At 58.9% G+C, this 16,972-nt stretch carries 15 protein-coding genes, 2 tRNA genes and 4 pseudogenes; 1 reads left to right on the top strand and 20 read right to left on the bottom strand.

The genetic code is table 11. The annotated features are described in order from the left end of the window. Positions 1 to 120: 120 nt before the first annotated feature. From AACY19_RS04000 to AACY19_RS04040, 9 genes and pseudogenes are all read right to left on the bottom strand, one after another. Positions 121 to 387 (bottom strand): annotated as a pseudogene (locus tag AACY19_RS04000) (hypothetical protein); the annotation flags it as partial. Then, positions 384 to 1,364 carry an integrase domain-containing protein gene (locus tag AACY19_RS04005; RefSeq protein ID WP_339448157.1) on the bottom strand — a complete coding sequence of 327 codons (981 nt, stop codon included), beginning with the start codon at positions 1,362 to 1,364 and terminating at the stop codon, positions 384 to 386. The gene AACY19_RS04005 and the pseudogene AACY19_RS04000, both read right to left, overlap by 4 nt. A 910-nt stretch (positions 1,365 to 2,274) precedes the next feature. After that, positions 2,275 to 3,604 (bottom strand): annotated as a pseudogene (locus tag AACY19_RS04010) (tyrosine-type recombinase/integrase). A 172-nt stretch (positions 3,605 to 3,776) separates the two neighbouring features. After that, positions 3,777 to 3,852, bottom strand: a tRNA-Thr gene (locus tag AACY19_RS04015). A 419-nt stretch (positions 3,853 to 4,271) separates the two neighbouring features. Then, on the bottom strand, positions 4,272 to 5,507 hold the full coding sequence (locus AACY19_RS04020) for a methyltransferase (protein WP_339448159.1): 1,236 nt from the start codon (positions 5,505 to 5,507) through the stop codon (positions 4,272 to 4,274). Continuing rightward, positions 5,488 to 6,177, bottom strand: coding sequence for an ABC transporter permease (locus AACY19_RS04025; RefSeq protein ID WP_003220713.1), 690 nt, complete (start codon positions 6,175 to 6,177; stop codon positions 5,488 to 5,490). Before AACY19_RS04025 ends, AACY19_RS04020 begins: the two co-directional genes overlap by 20 nt. After that, complete coding sequence (locus AACY19_RS04030; RefSeq protein WP_339448161.1) at positions 6,174 to 6,869, bottom strand: ABC transporter permease; 696 nt, start codon at positions 6,867 to 6,869, stop codon at positions 6,174 to 6,176. Before AACY19_RS04030 ends, AACY19_RS04025 begins: the two co-directional genes overlap by 4 nt. 78 nt (positions 6,870 to 6,947) lie before the next feature. Beyond that, entirely contained in the window at positions 6,948 to 7,697 is a 750-nt protein-coding gene (locus tag AACY19_RS04035; RefSeq protein ID WP_339448163.1) for an ABC transporter substrate-binding protein, read from the bottom strand. A gap of 13 nt (positions 7,698 to 7,710) precedes the next feature. Then, positions 7,711 to 8,484, bottom strand: coding sequence for an ABC transporter ATP-binding protein (locus tag AACY19_RS04040; protein ID WP_025110949.1), 774 nt, complete (start codon positions 8,482 to 8,484; stop codon positions 7,711 to 7,713). A 551-nt stretch (positions 8,485 to 9,035) separates the two neighbouring features. Here AACY19_RS04040 and gabP point away from each other — a divergent pair. Beyond that, positions 9,036 to 10,427 (top strand): GABA permease, encoded by a 1,392-nt coding sequence (gabP, locus tag AACY19_RS04045; RefSeq protein ID WP_339448166.1) that lies wholly within the window; start codon positions 9,036 to 9,038, stop codon positions 10,425 to 10,427. Between the two features lie 70 nt (positions 10,428 to 10,497). Here the strand turns inward: gabP and vapC are convergent, their stop codons facing one another. The 11 genes and pseudogenes from vapC to AACY19_RS04100 all read right to left on the bottom strand — a co-directional run bounded on the left by vapC (position 10,498) and on the right by AACY19_RS04100 (position 16,933). Further along, the gene (gene vapC / locus AACY19_RS04050) at positions 10,498 to 10,905 is read right to left on the bottom strand and encodes a type II toxin-antitoxin system tRNA(fMet)-specific endonuclease VapC (protein ID WP_339448168.1); all 408 of its coding nucleotides are present in this window, start codon (positions 10,903 to 10,905) and stop codon (positions 10,498 to 10,500) included. Then, a complete protein-coding gene (gene vapB / locus AACY19_RS04055; protein WP_339448170.1) occupies positions 10,905 to 11,135 on the bottom strand; it encodes a type II toxin-antitoxin system VapB family antitoxin in 231 nt (76 codons plus the stop codon). Before vapB ends, vapC begins: the two co-directional genes overlap by 1 nt. Before the next feature lie 163 nt (positions 11,136 to 11,298). After that, on the bottom strand, positions 11,299 to 11,751 hold the full coding sequence (locus tag AACY19_RS04060; protein WP_339448172.1) for a hypothetical protein: 453 nt from the start codon (positions 11,749 to 11,751) through the stop codon (positions 11,299 to 11,301). A 6-nt stretch (positions 11,752 to 11,757) separates the two neighbouring features. Next, positions 11,758 to 12,171, bottom strand: coding sequence for a hypothetical protein (locus AACY19_RS04065; protein WP_339448174.1), 414 nt, complete (start codon positions 12,169 to 12,171; stop codon positions 11,758 to 11,760). A gap of 29 nt (positions 12,172 to 12,200) precedes the next feature. After that, a pseudogene (locus tag AACY19_RS04070) lies at positions 12,201 to 12,392 on the bottom strand (alpha/beta hydrolase); the annotation flags it as partial. Between the two features lie 150 nt (positions 12,393 to 12,542). Beyond that, a pseudogene (locus tag AACY19_RS27815) lies at positions 12,543 to 12,638 on the bottom strand (DUF1016 N-terminal domain-containing protein); the annotation flags it as partial. A gap of 78 nt (positions 12,639 to 12,716) precedes the next feature. Continuing rightward, a complete protein-coding gene (locus tag AACY19_RS04080; RefSeq protein WP_339448176.1) occupies positions 12,717 to 13,070 on the bottom strand; it encodes a hypothetical protein in 354 nt (117 codons plus the stop codon). A gap of 125 nt (positions 13,071 to 13,195) precedes the next feature. After that, positions 13,196 to 13,271, bottom strand: a tRNA-Phe gene (locus AACY19_RS04085). A gap of 103 nt (positions 13,272 to 13,374) precedes the next feature. Next, positions 13,375 to 13,647 carry an oxidative damage protection protein gene (locus AACY19_RS04090; RefSeq protein WP_064388926.1) on the bottom strand — a complete coding sequence of 91 codons (273 nt, stop codon included), beginning with the start codon at positions 13,645 to 13,647 and terminating at the stop codon, positions 13,375 to 13,377. Then, entirely contained in the window at positions 13,644 to 14,711 is a 1,068-nt protein-coding gene (gene mutY / locus AACY19_RS04095; RefSeq protein ID WP_339448180.1) for an A/G-specific adenine glycosylase, read from the bottom strand. Before mutY ends, AACY19_RS04090 begins: the two co-directional genes overlap by 4 nt. Continuing rightward, positions 14,708 to 16,933 carry an AsmA family protein gene (locus tag AACY19_RS04100; RefSeq protein ID WP_339448182.1) on the bottom strand — a complete coding sequence of 742 codons (2,226 nt, stop codon included), beginning with the start codon at positions 16,931 to 16,933 and terminating at the stop codon, positions 14,708 to 14,710. The genes mutY and AACY19_RS04100 overlap by 4 nt, the downstream gene beginning before the upstream one ends. Positions 16,934 to 16,972 lie beyond the last annotated feature (39 nt).

The raw sequence follows: 16,972 nt of genomic DNA on the forward strand, positions 1-16,972 counted from the left end.
GATGTACGTCGCCTGCCGAGACGAATGTCCGCTATTGGGTCGTTTCTGCCGAACTCCTATTTTTTTGCGATGGTCGGTCTTTACGTCCTCCATGGATGGTGGAACTGCACCTATCACTTTGAATTGCCAAGGCTTCCCTAGACGAGTAGTGATCAACTGCATGGTCAGTAGATAGTAATAGCGCGTTGATTCGGCGTGCTGATTGAGGTGGTTTTTTAGAAACCATGCGAGATGCTTTCTCTGCCAGGCCCATGGGTTCTCTCGGTGCCAGCGATCAGAGATCGCCGCTTGAATGGCCTTTGCTTGGCGTAGGTGACGTTCGCGAGTGGCATGCGACCCGGTGAGAACGCCCGCCAGAAAAATCTCCATATCGAATGGCTTGCTCATGCTCGAGCGCCAATGTACGCCGATACAACGTCGATTCGACCGTGCCCCAGCTCATAGCTGATTTGTGCTCGAGCCTTCTGATCGAGGTGATGATCGAGCTGGTAACAATTGCCTCCATTGATTGGGGCGGGATGAAGGGTGATTTGCTCGTAGCGTTCGCATGCATAGGCCGCCCGCAGTTCGTGGAAGCCTTTGAGGTTGTGCGTGTGGAGGATGTCTCGAGCGGGGCGAACAGTGCCCTGTAAGAAATCCTGGTAGCTTTCGTGCGGAGCTAATACGTTGCGGCTAGTGTCAGGCGAGGCCTGTTCGGCAAACCTCAGGGCATCACGAATATGATTATCTACCCCGATCCAGCGAGGTGCCGAAGCACCTGCGCGACCACCTTTGGTGCCATCCTGGATGTTGATCTTCCCGTATTGTTCGGACTCGCGCTTCAGGCGCGGAAGGTCGGCCAAAATCGCCTCGCGCAAGCGCATGCCGGTGGCTCGCGCCAACTGCGCGATGGCCGCAGCGCGCGGCATTTGGTGTTCGCAGAGCACGGCGACGAGCCGCTTCACGTGTTCGCGGTCTTGGCCTTGCGGCACCGAGCGACGAACATTGGTGCGCTGCATTTCCAACGCCTTGCTCGGACTCGGTACTTTCACGTACTGATCACCGCGAAGCGCTGCCATGGTCCGGTTCAGGCTGGATAATCGATTTTGTGCGGTGGCGATAGCGAGGTCGCCGCGCTCGACTAAGTGACTCAGATGCGCCGCGTAATCCGACAAGATCTGGCGATCTATCTGCCGTGCATCGTTGAGCCCTGGTCCATCGTCTGAGCGGCACCAGCGCACAAACGCCTGCCAGCGATCACTGTGCGCCTTGACCGTGCCGTAATGCCCACCGCCAAACATGTCCTGCAACGCCTGCGGTCCGGCGTAACTCAATTGCCGACCATAGCCAAAATTACGCCCATCCCGTCTACCGACCAATGCCATGACCAAACTCCTCTCGAAGCCACACTTGTAAAACCTTCCCCACGTCATCCCGCCACGAATGTTGAGTGTTATCAGGGATCAAGGCCCCTGCGACCTGTGAGGGTTGTCCACTAACGCGGGACTGGCGGCTCCTTACGACCGGGAACTTGGGCATCTCATGATCTGGCCTCCTGAACACCTCCGAAGAGGTGGGCGGGTGGAGGCTGTACTGGCTGACGAGACCGGCGCCGCGAGATCCTGAGTCGGGTGAAGGCAGGGATGCGATGACCGGGGCATGCCTGACTGTCAGTCAGATGCAGTCCATTCCGTGGGCTGCGGCACCATCATCTGCATCGCTGTTGCTGGTGACTTCGGTGTTTGTCACGCCGATTGTCACGAGGGGAAATGCCGCAAAGCCTTGTACGAGTTGGGCTGCAGCAGCGGTAGGAGCGCCCGTCTCTTTCCGGGAGAAAGAGACGGGCGCAGGTTGGCGCACGGGAATGGCCAAGTGGATAGGTTGTTGCAGGGCAGCTATGAAAGGGGATGAGTTTGCCGCAGTGGGCACACTGGTAAAAGTAGGCATCCATCACATCGCTGTGACCGTGCGAGCCGCCGGACGCTAATCGCACTTTGGGAGAACCACCACGGTGTGGCGTAGCCTTAAAGGTTCTGGCTACCTGGGTTGCTGTCAACGACAACGCTTTGCCCGATCTTTTCTACGCCTGTGGATAATTCGGGTCAAGGCTCAAATTTTCGGGAGTTCTGCGGCTGTGGATGAAATTATCCACCGGTGGAAATCAGTGGTTTTCCACAGACAGTTACTTGGGCTTTAGATTTTTTAGTGAGGTCCATCCAAGCAGGGCGGCTTTGCAGCCCTGTTTGGATGGACCCGCGTGGACGAGCGGATCACTGAGATATGAAGACCGAGCGCTTACTCGGTTGCGCCACGTTTTGCTTTTGGACGAGTGACGTTCGCTCCGGTCTGGTTCGCGCACTCGTGTGGAGTGACATGCTCCTGCCGGTTGGCCTCCCGGTAGCGGCTCCACCAGTTCATGATCAGCCTGCGCTCCTCGATGAACTCGGCCTTGTGGATGTAAGCGGCGCGGACGTTGTTGCGCTCCTCGTGGCTCATCTGCCGTTCAATAGCTGTCTCCGACCACAATCCTGACTCGATCAGTGCGCTGCAGGCCATCGAACGAAATCCATGCCCGCAGATATCGGTTTTGGTGTCGTATCCCATCGTCCGAAGCGCGTTGTTCACGGTATTTTCAGACATGGGCTTCCAGGGTTTGGCATCCCCTGCGAAGACCAATGCGAATTTGCCTGTGAGGGCATGGATTTTTTCGAGTAGCGCCACTGCTTGCGGCGATAAGGGTACTAAATGGATATCCCCTGCCATCTTCGTACCCCTTGTGGAAAAGGGTACTCCTTCCAGCGCGGGGCGAGTGTCCGGTATCTCCCAGGTGCCGCGCTTGAGGTCGAACTCGCTCCAGCGGGCGAAACGCAGCTCGCTGGATCGTACAAACACATGCAGCGACAGCATCACCGTCAGACGGGTAAGTGCCCGGCCTTTGTAGGTGTCGATCCGCTCCTGCAGTTCCGGCAGTCGCGATAAGGGTTGAGCGGGGCGATGGACCACCTGCGGGGCCTTGATCGAGCCTTCGAGGTCGTAAGCAGGGTTTGCGGTGATAAGTCGGAGGCGCTTTGCCTCGCGCATGATGCTCTGCAGGTAGTTTTGTACCCTTAAAGCTACGTCTATGGTTCCGCGCTTCTTGATCGCTTCCAAGGGCTGCATAAGGTCATGGGTGTCGAGATCAACAATGGCGCGTGCGCCGATCAGCGGGAACACGTGGGTTTTGAGGCGGCTCATCACAGTCTTGGAGTGGCCTGGTGCCCACTTGGCCGACATTTCCGTGTGCCAGTCGAGCGCAACGCTTTCAAAGGTTCTTCCTTTGATCACGGCTTCCGCCTTGGCTTGGTGCTTGATCTCTATGGGATCAACGCCATCCGCCAGCATTCGCTTAACTTCCAAGCGCTTGCGGCTCGCATCGGCGAGGCCGATGACGGGGTAATTGCCGAACGAGGTCAGTCCTTCGCGTCCGTAAGGTTTGACGTAACGGAGCCGCCAGCCTTTGCGGCCATTGGGTTGGACTAGAAGGTAGAGGCCATCGCCGTCGAAAAGCTTGTAGGCGCGGTCTGTGGGTTTTGCCAAGCGGCAAGCGGCAAGCGGCGTCGGAGAGCGGAGCTGTGGTGCGCGACATAAGGGTACTCCCTTTTATCGAAGTGACCTGTATCCCAAACCCCACCCTTAAAACAGTTGGAATCCACAAGTTTCTGACGGAAACCGATGGAACGCCAAAACGAAAAAACCCGCCAGAAGGCGGGTTTTTCGGGGGTTCCAGAGATTTTGAAAGCTTTCTCTGGAACCTTGTATGGTGCCGGCACCAGGAGTCGAACCCGGGACCTACTGATTACAAGTCAGTTGCTCTACCAACTGAGCTATACCGGCGTGTGGGCGACGATTATAGCGATTGGGTTGGTTCTGTAAACCCCTGAATTCAGACTATTTTTAAGCAGACTGCGGATCGGGCTTTACGGAGGCAGACGACGTGCGGATTCATTGGGTAAAAACAGTGACAGCACGCTCTGTTTCCTATCCTTCCCGAGAGGCTTTTTATGCGTCTCAACCCAGCGTTGATTCTGTTGTGATGTCGTTTGGGCTTGGGCCTTATGCACAACGCCAAGGCCCAATGGGTCGTTCAGGTGCGATTTTGTGGACGCGTTCTCATTTTGTTCGCAAATTGCTGTTTTGCAGGTTCTTTATTTGTATGAACAAAAAATGACCAGCGCCGTTAAGTGGCCGAAACGGGCGTGGTTATTGGATCCACAGTAAATTCATCAACAGAGTTATCCACAGGGTGTAACGTTTCAAGAACGCTCTGCCAGCAGCAGGAAATTTCGCGGCGTCACGGGCGTGTCGCAGAAAGTGCCAAGGCGCACGGTGTAGCCCTGTTCGACGAGGAAAAGTGCGCGATCCAGATTCAGCCAAAGCTCCAGAGGTCTTCGGAATAATCCCCGGAGCAATTCCAGATTGCGAACTTCGCCTAACCGCTGCCAACCGGCTAACTCCAGTGCCTGCCAATCCGGTGAGCCAATTGTGGATAACTCTTTCACTGCGGCCAGTTCGCGACAGTAATCGGCGAACGGTTTGTCCAGCCAGACGCTGGGCAGGGATGGCGTTGGCAGGTATTCGTCGACGCTGCGTACTTGCCGTTGCAGCAGATCAAACGCCAAGCGTCGGGCCATCGAGGTGTCGCGTTGACGTCGGACCCGTGCACCGGCGGTGACGGTTTCGCTCATTGGCAATGCCAGATCTTCGAGCGAGAGCTGTAGGAGGGATCTTGAACCTGCCGAGGACAATGGTTGATATTCGCTGCGATTGATCCGGTTGTAGCAGCACGGCGCTATCGCCATTTGTCGACAACCGGCGGCAGTGGCCAATTGCATCAGGCGCACGTGCAAATCGCCACAGGCATGCAGGGCGACAGGTGTGTGGTTAGCGCTCAACACGGTTGATGCATCTGCTGCCAGCACGTCCTGTTCTACATGCAAGGCTTGCAGGCGATGACGCTGACTCAGCGCCTCACCGCTGGCGACCAATGCCGGATCGTACTCCACGCAGGTCAGCTGTTGCCCCTCGCCCAGCAACCGCCGCCCCAAATGGCCTTTGCCCGAGCACCAGTCGAGCCAATGCTTTGGTTTGGAGGCAAAAGACAAACAACTGGCGAACGCCTCGATCTGCTGCCACTTGCGCCCCGGGACATCGACGTTCAAGCGGGGGCCGGCAGCTTGCAGCGCATGTCCAGGCAGTTCACCGACCGCGCTCAGCTCGGCTGACAACGCCGCCAGTGAAGCGAACGGCTCCGGCGCATCGGCGAGATCGGTGGGGTGATTGTGAGCGTTTTCCGCGTCTTCGAGGGACCGTCCGCGTAGCCATAAGGCCAGCTCCGGGTAGGACGCTTCCCAGGGAAGTTGCAGGTGGGTGAACGGTCGAGGTTTCCACAGCGCCTGATACGTCGTAAGAAAAGTATCCAGTGCGGTGAAGCGGGCGAGCAGGTGCTCGCCCGTCAGCACGTGGGAAGCATTAACGCCCTTGGCAGGCATCAACGCGCAGCCAGCGCTCCAGCAGCTTGAAGCCGCGCACCAGCACGTAGGACATCAGCAGATAGAACACGCCGGCGGCGAAGAAAATTTCCACTGGCAGATAAGTGCGCGCGATGATCGTGCGGGCCATGCCGGTCAGTTCCAGCAGGGTTACGGTGCTCGCCAGCGCGCTGGCCTTGAGCATCAGGATCACTTCGTTGCTGTAGGCCGGCAGCCCGATCCGCGCCGCACGCGGCAGCATGATGTAGAACATTGCCTTGGGTTTGGACATGCCCAGCGCCCGCGCCGCTTCGATTTCCCCGGGCGGAATGGCCTGGATCGCGCCACGCAGGATCTCCGCGATATACGCTGCGGTGTGCAGGGTCATGGTCGCGGTGGTACACCAGAATGGATCGCGCAGATAGGGCCACAGCGCACTGCTGCGAACCGCGTCGAACTGCGCCAGGCCGTAATAGACGAGGAACAGTTGCACCAGCAACGGTGTGCCACGGAAAAAGAAGATGTAAGCGTAGGGCAAAGCGCGCACGTACCACAGCTTCGAAGAGCGGGCGATGCCCAGCGGAATCGCCAGCAGCAGGCCGGCAATCACGGCGATCGCCACCAGTTCCAGGGTCAGGGTCGCGCCCTGCGCCAGCTTCGGCAGCCATTTGATGATGACTTCCCAGTTCATGAGTCGCTCCTCGCAAAGCCGCGAGCGGCGCGTTTTTCCAGGAAGTGCATGCCGGTCATCGCCAGGACCGTCAGGCCCAGGTACATGACGGCGGCCACCAGATAGAAGGTGAACGGCTGTTTCGACACGGTCACGCCGATCTGCGCGTGACGCATGATTTCTTCCAGGCCAATCACCGACACCAGCGCGGTGTCCTTCATCAGGATCATGAACAGGTTGCCCAGGCCGGGCAGGGCGATACGCCACATCTGCGGCATGATCAGTTTGGTGAAGATCCGCCATTTCGACAGGCCCAGCGCCACACCGGCTTCACGGTGGCCCTTGGGAATGGCGAGGATCGCGCCGCGAAACACTTCTGTGGCATAGGCGCCGAAGCACAGGCCCAGCGCAATTACGCCGGCAGCGAAGGCGCTGAGTTGCAGGTCGGGGTTGCCGAAGAACTCACCGAGGGCGCGCATCATGTTGACCGTACCGAAGTAGATCAACAGCACCCAGAGCAGTTCCGGGACACCACGCACAAGGGTCGAATAGGTGCCGCCAAGCCATTGCAGAGGCTTGTACGGGGAAGTCTTGGCCAATGCGCCTAGCAGGCCGAGGACCAGCCCCAGGCACAGGGCCGTGAGAGCCAGTTTGACGGTCATCAGCGCGCCGGCAGCGAGGGCCGGGCCGAATCCGTAAAGGTCGATAATCATGGATTTCTGTTCAAATCGCGGCAGGCAAGGCGGGGAGCCGACGCCGCAGAATCACGGCGCCGGTCCCGCAAGTCAGAATCAATAGATGCTGAACGGGAAGTACTTGTCGTTGATTTTCTTGTAGGTACCGTCGGCAACGATTTCCTTCAGGGCAGCATTCAACTTCTCGCGCAGTGGGTCACCTTTACGCACAGCGATGCCGATCTTGTCGCTTTCTACCACCGGGTCGCCCTTGAACTCGTAGTTCTTGCCGGCGTCGCTTTTGAGCCAGTCATAGTTGGCGTACTTGTCGGCGAGGATCGCGTCGACGCGACCGGAGGTCAGGTCGAGGTAGGCGTTTTCCTGGGTGTCGTAGAGGCTGACCTTGATGTCATCGGCGTAGGTGTCTTCCAGCCAGGTACCGGCCAGGGTCGCACGTTGCGTACCGATGGTCTTGCCCTTGAGCGAGTCCTTGTCGGTTTTGAAGTCGACGTTTTTCGGTGCGATGAACTGCAGCTTGTTCGAGTAGTACGGGTCGGTGAAGTCCACCGCGCCTTTGCGCTCTTCGGTGATCGACAGCGAGGAGACCAGGAAGTCGAACTTCTTCGCGTTCAGGGCCGGGATGATGCCGTCCCAGTCGGAAGTGACCACGGTGCACTCGACTTTCATCTTCGCGCACAGGGCGTCGCCGATGTCTTTGTCGAAGCCGACAACGTTGCCGCTGGCGTCTTTATTGTTGAACGGCGGGTAAGCCGCTTCGATGCCCATCTTCAGGGTCTCGGCCATGGCACCGGCGCTGAACGCGAGGGTGACGGCCGCAGCCAGGAAGACCTTTTTAAAATTCTGCATGCATGTTGCTCCGTTAGCGGTTGCTGGACATGAATTGTTTGCAGCGCGCCGAAAGCGGGTTTTCGAATACTTGCTGTGGCGATCCTTGCTCCTCGACCAGGCCCTGGTGAAGGAACACCACTTCGCTGGAGACCTGACGGGCGAAGCCCATTTCGTGGGTCACAAGCAGCATGGTGCGGCCTTCTTCGGCCAGTGCGCGGATGACACTAAGTACTTCCTGAACCATTTCCGGGTCAAGGGCCGAGGTGGGCTCGTCGAACAGGATCACCTTCGGCTGCATCGCCAAAGTGCGGGCGATGGCGGCGCGTTGCTGCTGACCGCCGGACAATTGCGCCGGATACGCATGGCGCTTGTCGGCGATGCCCACCTTGGCCAGCAACGCTTCGGCGACCTCGATGGCCTCAGCCTTGCTCTGCCCGAGTACGCGGCGCGGGGCTTCGATGATGTTGTCGAGCACGCTCATGTGCGGCCACAGATTAAAGTTTTGAAACACAAAACCAATCTCGGAACGCAGGCGGTTGATCTGTTTGCCGTCGGCGGCAACCAGTTCGCCATTTTTGGCGGCTTTCAGCTTGAGCTCTTCACCGGCGACCAGGATCTGGCCCTGATGCGGGTTTTCCAAGAGGTTGATGCAACGCAGGAACGTGGACTTGCCGGAACCGGAGGAACCGAGGATCGAGATCACATCGCCGTCGCGGGCGGTCAGCGAGATGCCTTTGAGCACCTCAAGCTGTCCGTAGCGTTTGTGCAAGTTGCGGATTTCAAGCGCGGGCGTGGCCTCAGCCATGTGCGTTCCTCATATATGTTGCTCCTGCTGTTGGTTGGCCTTCCTGGCGAGGCGGCCAAGCTAGCATAGCGTTTCAATGGCAGCCAACAGCGCGGCGAGCAGTAAACGGATGGCGTGTGGCGGGTTGTCGCATCGGCGCAGCAGACTGTCGCCCTATCAACAACCGAACGGGCGTTTGAACGTGAAAACCCGTGGGTGTCGCGTAAAAAAAGGCGCGATGTTGCCAGCTTTGGCGGGGTGTTGGAAGCGCTATCCGGCCGAACGTTCCAGATTCGCCCTTTTATTGTGCATCCCACACTTTTTCAGTGTGTTTCTGGTGCGCTGATTCGTCCTGAAAGTGAGTCGCAGGGTAACGTTCTGGCGAATAGCCATTAATCTCAAGGACTTGCGATGACTGTCCGGTCGCTCTGTGGGCCGCAGCCCAGAAGAGTTTGAAATATTTTGGCGCAAATATTGCGTGCAGAATAAGGAACGCCCCGTTGGATTCTTTTTACGGAAAGGAAATTCCAGACGGGCCGGACGCAATCGCTTTCCTTGCAAAGGTAGTTTCGATGAGCAGTACCCCAAGCTCCAATGGCCTCGAACAGGGGCTCAAACCGCGTCATGTGACCATGTTGTCGATCGCCGGTGTGATCGGCGCCGGTCTGTTCGTTGGCTCCGGCCACGCCATCGCCGCTGCCGGCCCTGCGGTACTGCTGGCCTATGCCGCCGCCGGTACCCTGGTGGTTTTGGTGATGCGCATGCTCGGCGAAATGGCTGTTGCCTCGCCGGACACCGGCTCGTTCTCGACTTACGCCGACCGTGCCATCGGGCATTGGGCCGGTTTCACCATCGGCTGGCTGTACTGGTGGTTCTGGGTGCTGGTGATTCCGCTGGAAGCCAACGCCGCCGCAACCATCCTGCACGCATGGTTCCCTGATGTCGGCATCTGGGCCTTCGCGCTGGTCATCACGCTGCTGCTGACCGTCACCAACCTGTTCAGCGTGAAGAACTACGGTGAGTTCGAATTCTGGTTCGCCCTGATCAAGGTGCTGGCGATCATTGGCTTCATCGCCCTCGGTCTGGCAGCAATCTTCGGCTTCCTGCCGAACAGCCAGGTCAGCGGTGTGTCGCACCTGTTCGACAGCGGCGGCTTCCTGCCGAACGGCATGGGCGCGGTGCTGGGCGCGATCCTGACCACCATGTTCTCCTTCATGGGTACCGAAATCGTCACCATTGCGGCCGCGGAATCGAAGAACCCGGGCAAGCAAATTTCCAAGGCCACCAACTCGGTGATCTGGCGGATCGGCTTGTTCTACCTCGTGTCGATCTTCATCGTCGTGGCCCTGGTGCCGTGGAACGATCCTGCGTTGGCTAACCTGGGCTCCTACCAGACCGTGCTCGAGCGCATGGGCATCCCGAACGCCAAGATGATCGTCGACATCGTGGTGCTGGTTGCTGTAACCAGCTGCCTGAACTCGGCGCTGTACACCTCCTCGCGCATGCTCTTCTCCCTCGGCAAGCGTGGCGACGCCCCGGCCATGTCGACCCGCACCAACAAAAGCGGTACGCCTTACTGGGCGGTGATGCTGTCCACCGGCGCGGCGTTCCTGTGCACCTTCGCCAACTACGTGGCCCCGGCAGCCGTGTTCGAATTCCTGCTGGCCAGCTCCGGTGCTATCGCATTGCTGGTGTACCTGGTGATCGCGTTCTCGCAATTGCGCATGCGTAAACAGCGCATGGCCCGTGGCGAGAAAATCGTCTTCAGCATGTGGCTGTTCCCGGGCCTGACCTACGCGGTGATCATCTTCATCGTCGCGGCCCTGACCATCATGCTGTTCCAGGAAGCGCACCGCGTGGAAATCCTCGCGACCGGCCTGCTGAGCCTGTTGGTGGTGGCTGCCGGCCTGCTGGTAGCCCGCCGTCGCAAGCTGGAAAAACGTGGTGCGGCAGTGTTGAACTGATTCGTAGCGCGTCCTGCAAAACGGCCGCTGTCAGTGATGACGAGCGGCCGTTTTTGTTTGTGAACGCCGCTCAGACGGGATGAACCCAATCCTCAATACGCAATCCGGAAGCACGTTCAAATTCCCGCACGTTGTTTGTGACTACGATAAGTCCTAGCGACCGCGCGTGGCCTGCGATCATTTGGTCGTACGGCCCAATCGGTGTTCCAGCTTTCGCCAGTTCAGACCGGATCATCCCGGCCTGTGCTGCGGCGTCATTGTCGAAAGGCAAGACTTCCAATCGCGCAACGAATCCTTCGACAATCGCTAGATTCTTTTCAGGGGACGCCGACTTTTCAGCACCGTAAATAAGCTCCATAAGTGTGATAGCGCTGATGCACAACTGCCCGGAATGTTGATTGAAGGCTTCCCGGACAATTTGTGGTTTGTTTTTGATGGTGAAGATGCAGATGTTGGTATCCAGCATGTATTTGATCATCAGAACGACTCGCGCTCCTGATCAGCAGGTTGCTCACGGTCAGCCATGAAATCAGGGGTGACGCTGTCGCCATCAAACCAGCTATCCCAGCTTTCTCCAGCAGGCGTAATGACGCGTGTTCTGCCAATCGCAATGACTTCCACTCGTTTAACGTCGCTGGGCATCGCAACCGCCTTTGGCAGTCGAACTGCCTGACTTCGATTGCTCATGAAAATAGTGGTCTGTTCCATATTTGACCTCCCGGGTCTGATCCTGTGATGGGCTCAGGATAGGTTGTGCTTTGGATATGTCAACGGGATATACATTGTCATCGGGCAGAGAGTAGATAAGCCATCCAACAAAAAACGGCCGCTGTCAGTGATGACGAGCGGCCGTTTTTGTTTGTGAGTGATGTTATTCGCTCTTGTCTTCCTGCGCCTCTACCGACTTGCCATAAGCATCCAGCGCCACCCCGAAATCGGTGATGAACTGTGGCTCGCTCAGCCAGGCCTGTGCGGCTTCGATGTCCATGCCGTCTGCCCACATGCGGTAGTCGATCAGCATGTCGGCGGCCAGATGGGTGGCGGCCATGCCTTCGTTGTCGGCGTTCTCCATGTCCAGCAGGTCTGGGTGATCGACAATGATGAACGCCAGTTCGCGCAGCAACGTCAGCAGCATTTCGTTGCGGCTGATGGCTTCGGCATCGCGCATTTTGCTGAACATTGCCAGGGTGTAATCCGGAATCGGCTCGGCGAGGTGGCCGAGGTCTTCGTCCTGGTCCAGTGGCTTGCGGCCAACCATGCGGATTTGCTTGGCTTTGGCCTTGGCGCGTTTGGCGCGTTTCTGTTGCTTGTTCAGGGATGCCATGGGAACTCAGTTCTTCTGTTGGGTTTGTGCAGCGATTGCGTCGGACGCCGCCACATAGTCGGCCTGGAAGGCCGGGGATTCGATCCACGCCAGCGCGCCGGCTTCGTCGGTTTCCTGTGACCACTGGCGATACTCGATCAGTGCGGCAAGGATGAAATCCATCGCGCCCTCTTCGCCTTCCTGTTCGTAAACCAGTTCCAGCAGCGGATCTTCGAGAAACGCAGTGCACATGGCCTGCTGGCTGATCTTCTCGGCGTCGATCATTTTCTTGAACAGCTCGGTCAGGTCCACCGATTCGAAATCGATGCGATCATCGTTCGGGTCGAGCTCGAGCGGAGCCTCGGCGCGTTTGGTGCGGTTCTGCTTGGCCTTGGCTTTGGCTCGGGTGGCGCGTTTTTGCTGCTTGTTGGCGGAGGCCATGATGTGTTCCGTCGTGCGTTGGGAGAGGCTCAGCTGCGCGGGACTTGCCGCCCGGGTGTGTTGGGGGGCAGTGCGACGTTTTGCAGCCAGGTCAGAGCGATGGGCCATAGTGTGGCTTGGTATGCGCTGCGAAAAAAGGCGAAATGTCCGACTTGTTGTTCGCCGATGACCTGCGGCTCGATGCGCAAGTGGGTTTTTGCAGCGTTGCCGAAGCAGCCGAGACGCTTGCCGGTGGCTTGTCGTCCTCGCCGCGCATGAGCTCGTCGTACATGCGCACATACATGTCCATCTGCCCGACATCGCGGACGCTGAGCTTGCCGCGTTTGAGATCAATGATCACAAAGCATCAGTAGACGGCGGTAATGGGTTCAGCTCAATTCGTGCCGCAGTGCGTCCCGAATTGGAAACGCCTGATAAAAGAGGCGCATATAGCGCAGATTGGAAGCGTCAAACCCCTTTCCGAACTGCGGCGGTGATGATGTCTTATCTCTGCCAGTGGGCGCCGCGCTGGACACGGTGCTGCCTGTCGATTACATCAATGCGCTTTAGGTTTTCTTTGCGCGGCGTTTGCGATTCGCCGGGTTCGACGGCTTCTGAATTTTGCGGTAGATCCACACGCCGAACACTGCAATTGCCAGCAGCAACAGCGTGACGACGCCTTGCCGGACAAATTCAAACCAGAACCGCCGGGGTTGCTCGGCCAGGGTGTAGGTGCTGCGCGGGCCACGGTTAGTGGTGGTGATCGAGCCGCTGACCCAGCTGTCGATCAGCATCCAGATCGATGCACCCACGGCGAACGCCATCAGCACGACAACGAGCGCGGTCAGCCAATAACTCACGCGGCTTGGGCGATAGGGCGGCGGATGGGGCAGGGGCACGCGGGTTCGTTTCTGGTTCATTGCGGGGAAGATCCTCTTCCGTAAGGGGGTGCCAAAGTAGCGCGTATTCAGCTGGCTGAAACGGTTGTCACCAAATCGCAGGCATAAAAAAACCCTGAATCTTGCGATTCAGGGTTTTCGGTATTTGGTGCCCAGAGACGGAATCGAACCGCCGACACGGGGATTTTCAATCCCCTGCTCTACCGACTGAGCTATCTGGGCAACGGGGCGCATTAAAAGGGTTTTTCGGATTTACGTCAACGACTTTTTTAAAATTTCTTAAATTAATTCCGTCGCTTACGATCCGACCCCCGATTTGCGGGGTTTACTCTGCGGGCGGAACGTAGCCTTCGGCTTGGGCGTATTCCTCGCCGGAGAAGTACTTGTCCATTTCGCCCTGAAGAAATTTGCGATCTTCGGCGTTCATCATGTTCAGACGCTTTTCGTTGATCAGCAGGGTCTGGTGTTTCTGCCAGTCGGCCCAGGCCTTTGCGGAGACGTGTTCGAAAATGTCCTGGCCCTTGGCACCTGGATACGGTGGGCGTTCCAGGCCTGGCAGTTCTTCTTTGTACTTGCGGCACATTACGGTGCGGGTCATGGCGACTCTCCTGCGTTCAATACGGCGGCCGCGCGTTCGAGCAAGGTCTTGACCGGGGCGGCGAGGCCCAGGCGCGGCGGGGTGGCGAGGTTATACCAGAGCCAGTCGGCCTCGGCCACGTGATGGCTCGCCTCCTGCACCTGAACCAGCCAGGGTTCGATGGACAACTGGAAATGGCTGAAGGTGTGGACCAGGCTCGGCAGCGCCTGCTGCTCGCCCATGGTCAGCGCGTGCTGGTCGGCGAGGTGTTGCAGGTCATCGAGGTCGTCGAGTTCCGGCAGGCTCCACAGACCACCCCACAAACCGCTCGAGGGGCGACGGTAGAGCAGAATCGCGCCGTCGCCGTTGGCCAGCATCGGCATCAGCGTGCGCTTCTGCGGGATGGCTTTGCGCGGCTTGGGAATCGGGTAGCGGGTTTCGAGGCCGAGCAAGTGTGCTTCACAACCGCGCTCCAGCGGACACAGCAGGCAACTCGGCTTGCTGCGCGTGCACAGCGTTGCGCCCAGATCCATCATTGCCTGGGTGTAGGCGTTGACCCGGTCGTGCGGCGTAAACCGCTCAGCGTTGGCCCAGAGCTGTTTGGCAACCTTCGGCTCGCCGGGGTAGCCCTCTTGTGCGGTAAAGCGCGCCAGCACGCGTTTGACGTTGCCGTCGAGGATCGGCGCGCGCAGGCCCATGCTGATGCTCGCGATGGCGCCAGCGGTGGACAGACCGATGCCGGGCAGATCCGTAAGTTTTTCGACGTCACGGGGAAATTCGCCGCCGTACTGGCTGACAACGATCTTCGCGGTCTTCTGCAGATTGCGCGCACGGGTGTAGTAACCCAGGCCCGTCCACAGGTGCAGCACTTCGTCTTCCGGCGCTTGCGCCAAGGCTTCGACTGTCGGCAGCGCGGCCATGAAGCGGTCGAAGTAGTTGAGCACGGTGCTGACCTGGGTCTGCTGCAACATGATTTCCGACACCCATACCCGATACGGGTTGATGTTCTGCTGCCAAGGCAAATCGTGGCGGCCGTGGCGGTCGAACCAGTCCAGCACCGCCGTTGAAAACTGCTCCGCTCTCATCGCTTGAACAGCCCCTTCAATGCGTTTTTCAGTTCCGGGCTGACCTTGTCACCCAATTTCTCGTCGATCTTCTCGCTGAGCTTGTCGCCGGCCAGTCTGGCTGCGACCTGACCGAGACGGTCGTTGTCCACGCGGCAGGCCTTGGCGCCGAGCTCAAGCGGGCCGCGGCAGCGCAACGGCCACTCGATGCCGACAAACTTTTCGCCGACCTGGCAGGCCGGGTCCGGCATCGCGCGGGTGTCGCCCTCAACGATGATGCCGACGCGATAATCCATGCCCAGCACGCGCAGGTCGATGTCGCCGTCACCGTTGACGGTCATGCCGGGGATACGCACTTTCAGGTCAGGGTTGCTGGCGACACCGTTGCGGAAGGTCAGGTTGCCCTTGAGTTCCTGGAACGGCGTGTCCTTGCCCCGAGGCTCGCCGCTGAGGGATTTGCGGTTGAGGGTGGCGATGCCTTTGCACAGTTGCTGTTCAAGGTTGGCGTTGAGCAGCACGCCGTTGTTGATGACGAAACTGGCGTTGCCGTTGAGGGTATCGATCAGCGCCTGTTGGCTGTTGCCGCTGCCGGTGACGTTGCTGGTGAGGGTCACCAGGCCTTTGACGGGCGGGTTCTTGCCTTGGCTCTCAAGAATTTTTTCCACAGGGACACGGTTGAGCCTGGTCTGCAGGTTCAGCACCGGGGCGCTTGGACGCACATCCAGAGTGCCGTTGGCTGCAAAACCACCGTTGTACAGCTCGCCGCTGAGATTGCTCAGGGTCAACAGACCGCCCTGAGCGGTGGCTTTAAGTGCGGCGTTCTGAATCGGCAATTTGTCGAGGGTCAGTTGGCCGAAGCTCAGATCGGCGTCGACGTCGAGTTTGGCCAGACGCTCCACCGGCAGCAGGCGCTCGGTGCTCCAGGCGGTCTTGCTCGGCTTGTCCGGCAGCGGCGTGGAGCCCGCGCCAGCCATGGCATCGGCTTCGGTGCTGGCGACTTCGGCCTGACGTGTCTGGGTGGCGCTGGTGGCTTTTTCCGATTTCGGCGGCAGGTAACGATCCGCGTTGAACGTGTCTGCCTTGAGGACCGCGCGCAAGGATTGCCTGGCGAAATCCTCGACGGCGATGCGACCGCTGAAGCTGCTGTCGTCGAGTTTCAGGTTGATGTTGTCGAAAGCGACGCTGGTCGGCGTGGCGGCCACGCGGCTGACCAGTTCGACTTTGCTCAGGCTGCCTTCGGCCATGACCGGCAGTTTCTGGCCAATGCTGTCGACGAACTTCGCCAGATCGAACTGGGCGATGGAGATGCCGCCAGTGATCTGCGGGGTCTTGTCGAGGTCATTGGCTTTGAGTTCACCCAGCGCGCGCAACTGGTTGGCGGAAATCTTGATGCCAGTCCATTCGGCGACGTTAGCGGCTTTATCCAGCAACATCTGCCCTTGGGCGGAGAAGGTCACGGTCTTGCCTTGCAGCGGATCGCCGGCCAGTTCGCCGGAAAGTTTCAGGTCTTCGAGCTTGTAGCGTTGCAGTGCGCGCTCAATGCGCAACTCGCCAGTCAACTCGGTGCGCACGCGCAGAACGGGTTGATTGGTACCGAGGAATGCGGTGGCTTTCACCGGGATATTGGTCGAGTCGTGAACCGGGCCGGTGCTCAACTGAATGCTCTCGGCGCTGAATTGCTTGCCGGTCAGCTCGTCGTTGTATTCAACGCGGGCGTTGTTGACGGTCAGGCTGTCGATATCGAGGCGGATCGGTTGGGGCGGTTTTTCCACCGCAACAGGAGTTTCGCCGGCCGGTTGGCCCGGCGTAGCGGCCGGTGGCGTTGCTCCAGCCGGAGCGGGCACCTTGCCAATGTCTTCCCAATTACCGTGGCCGTTCTTGTCACGGGTCAGGCGCAGGTTGAGGCCTTCGACACGCACGTCGCTCATCTGCACTTCGCGGCGTAGCAGCGGCAGTACGCGCACGGACAGGCCGATCATCTGCAGATCGGCAAACGGTTCGGCAGGCTTGGCCAGGGTAGCGACGCTGGCCTCGTGCAATTCCAGGCCGAGCCAGGGGAACAGGCTCCAGCCGATATCGCCATTGAGCGTCAGCTCGATGTGGGCCTTGTCGCGGGCTATCTGGCGGATCTCGTCTTTGTAGTCGTTGGGATCGAAGAGGTGGGTCAGGGCAAAGCCTGCCGCCACAATGATCAGCAACAGCCCGAGAAGTACCAGACCCAGGATTTTGCCGAACGCTTTCATGGGCGAGTCCTTGTAGTTAGTCGAATTCTTGATTTAGCC

The organism is Pseudomonas sp. EA_5y_Pfl2_R50 (genome assembly GCF_963970475.1).
Lineage (GTDB): Bacteria > Pseudomonadota > Gammaproteobacteria > Pseudomonadales > Pseudomonadaceae > Aquipseudomonas.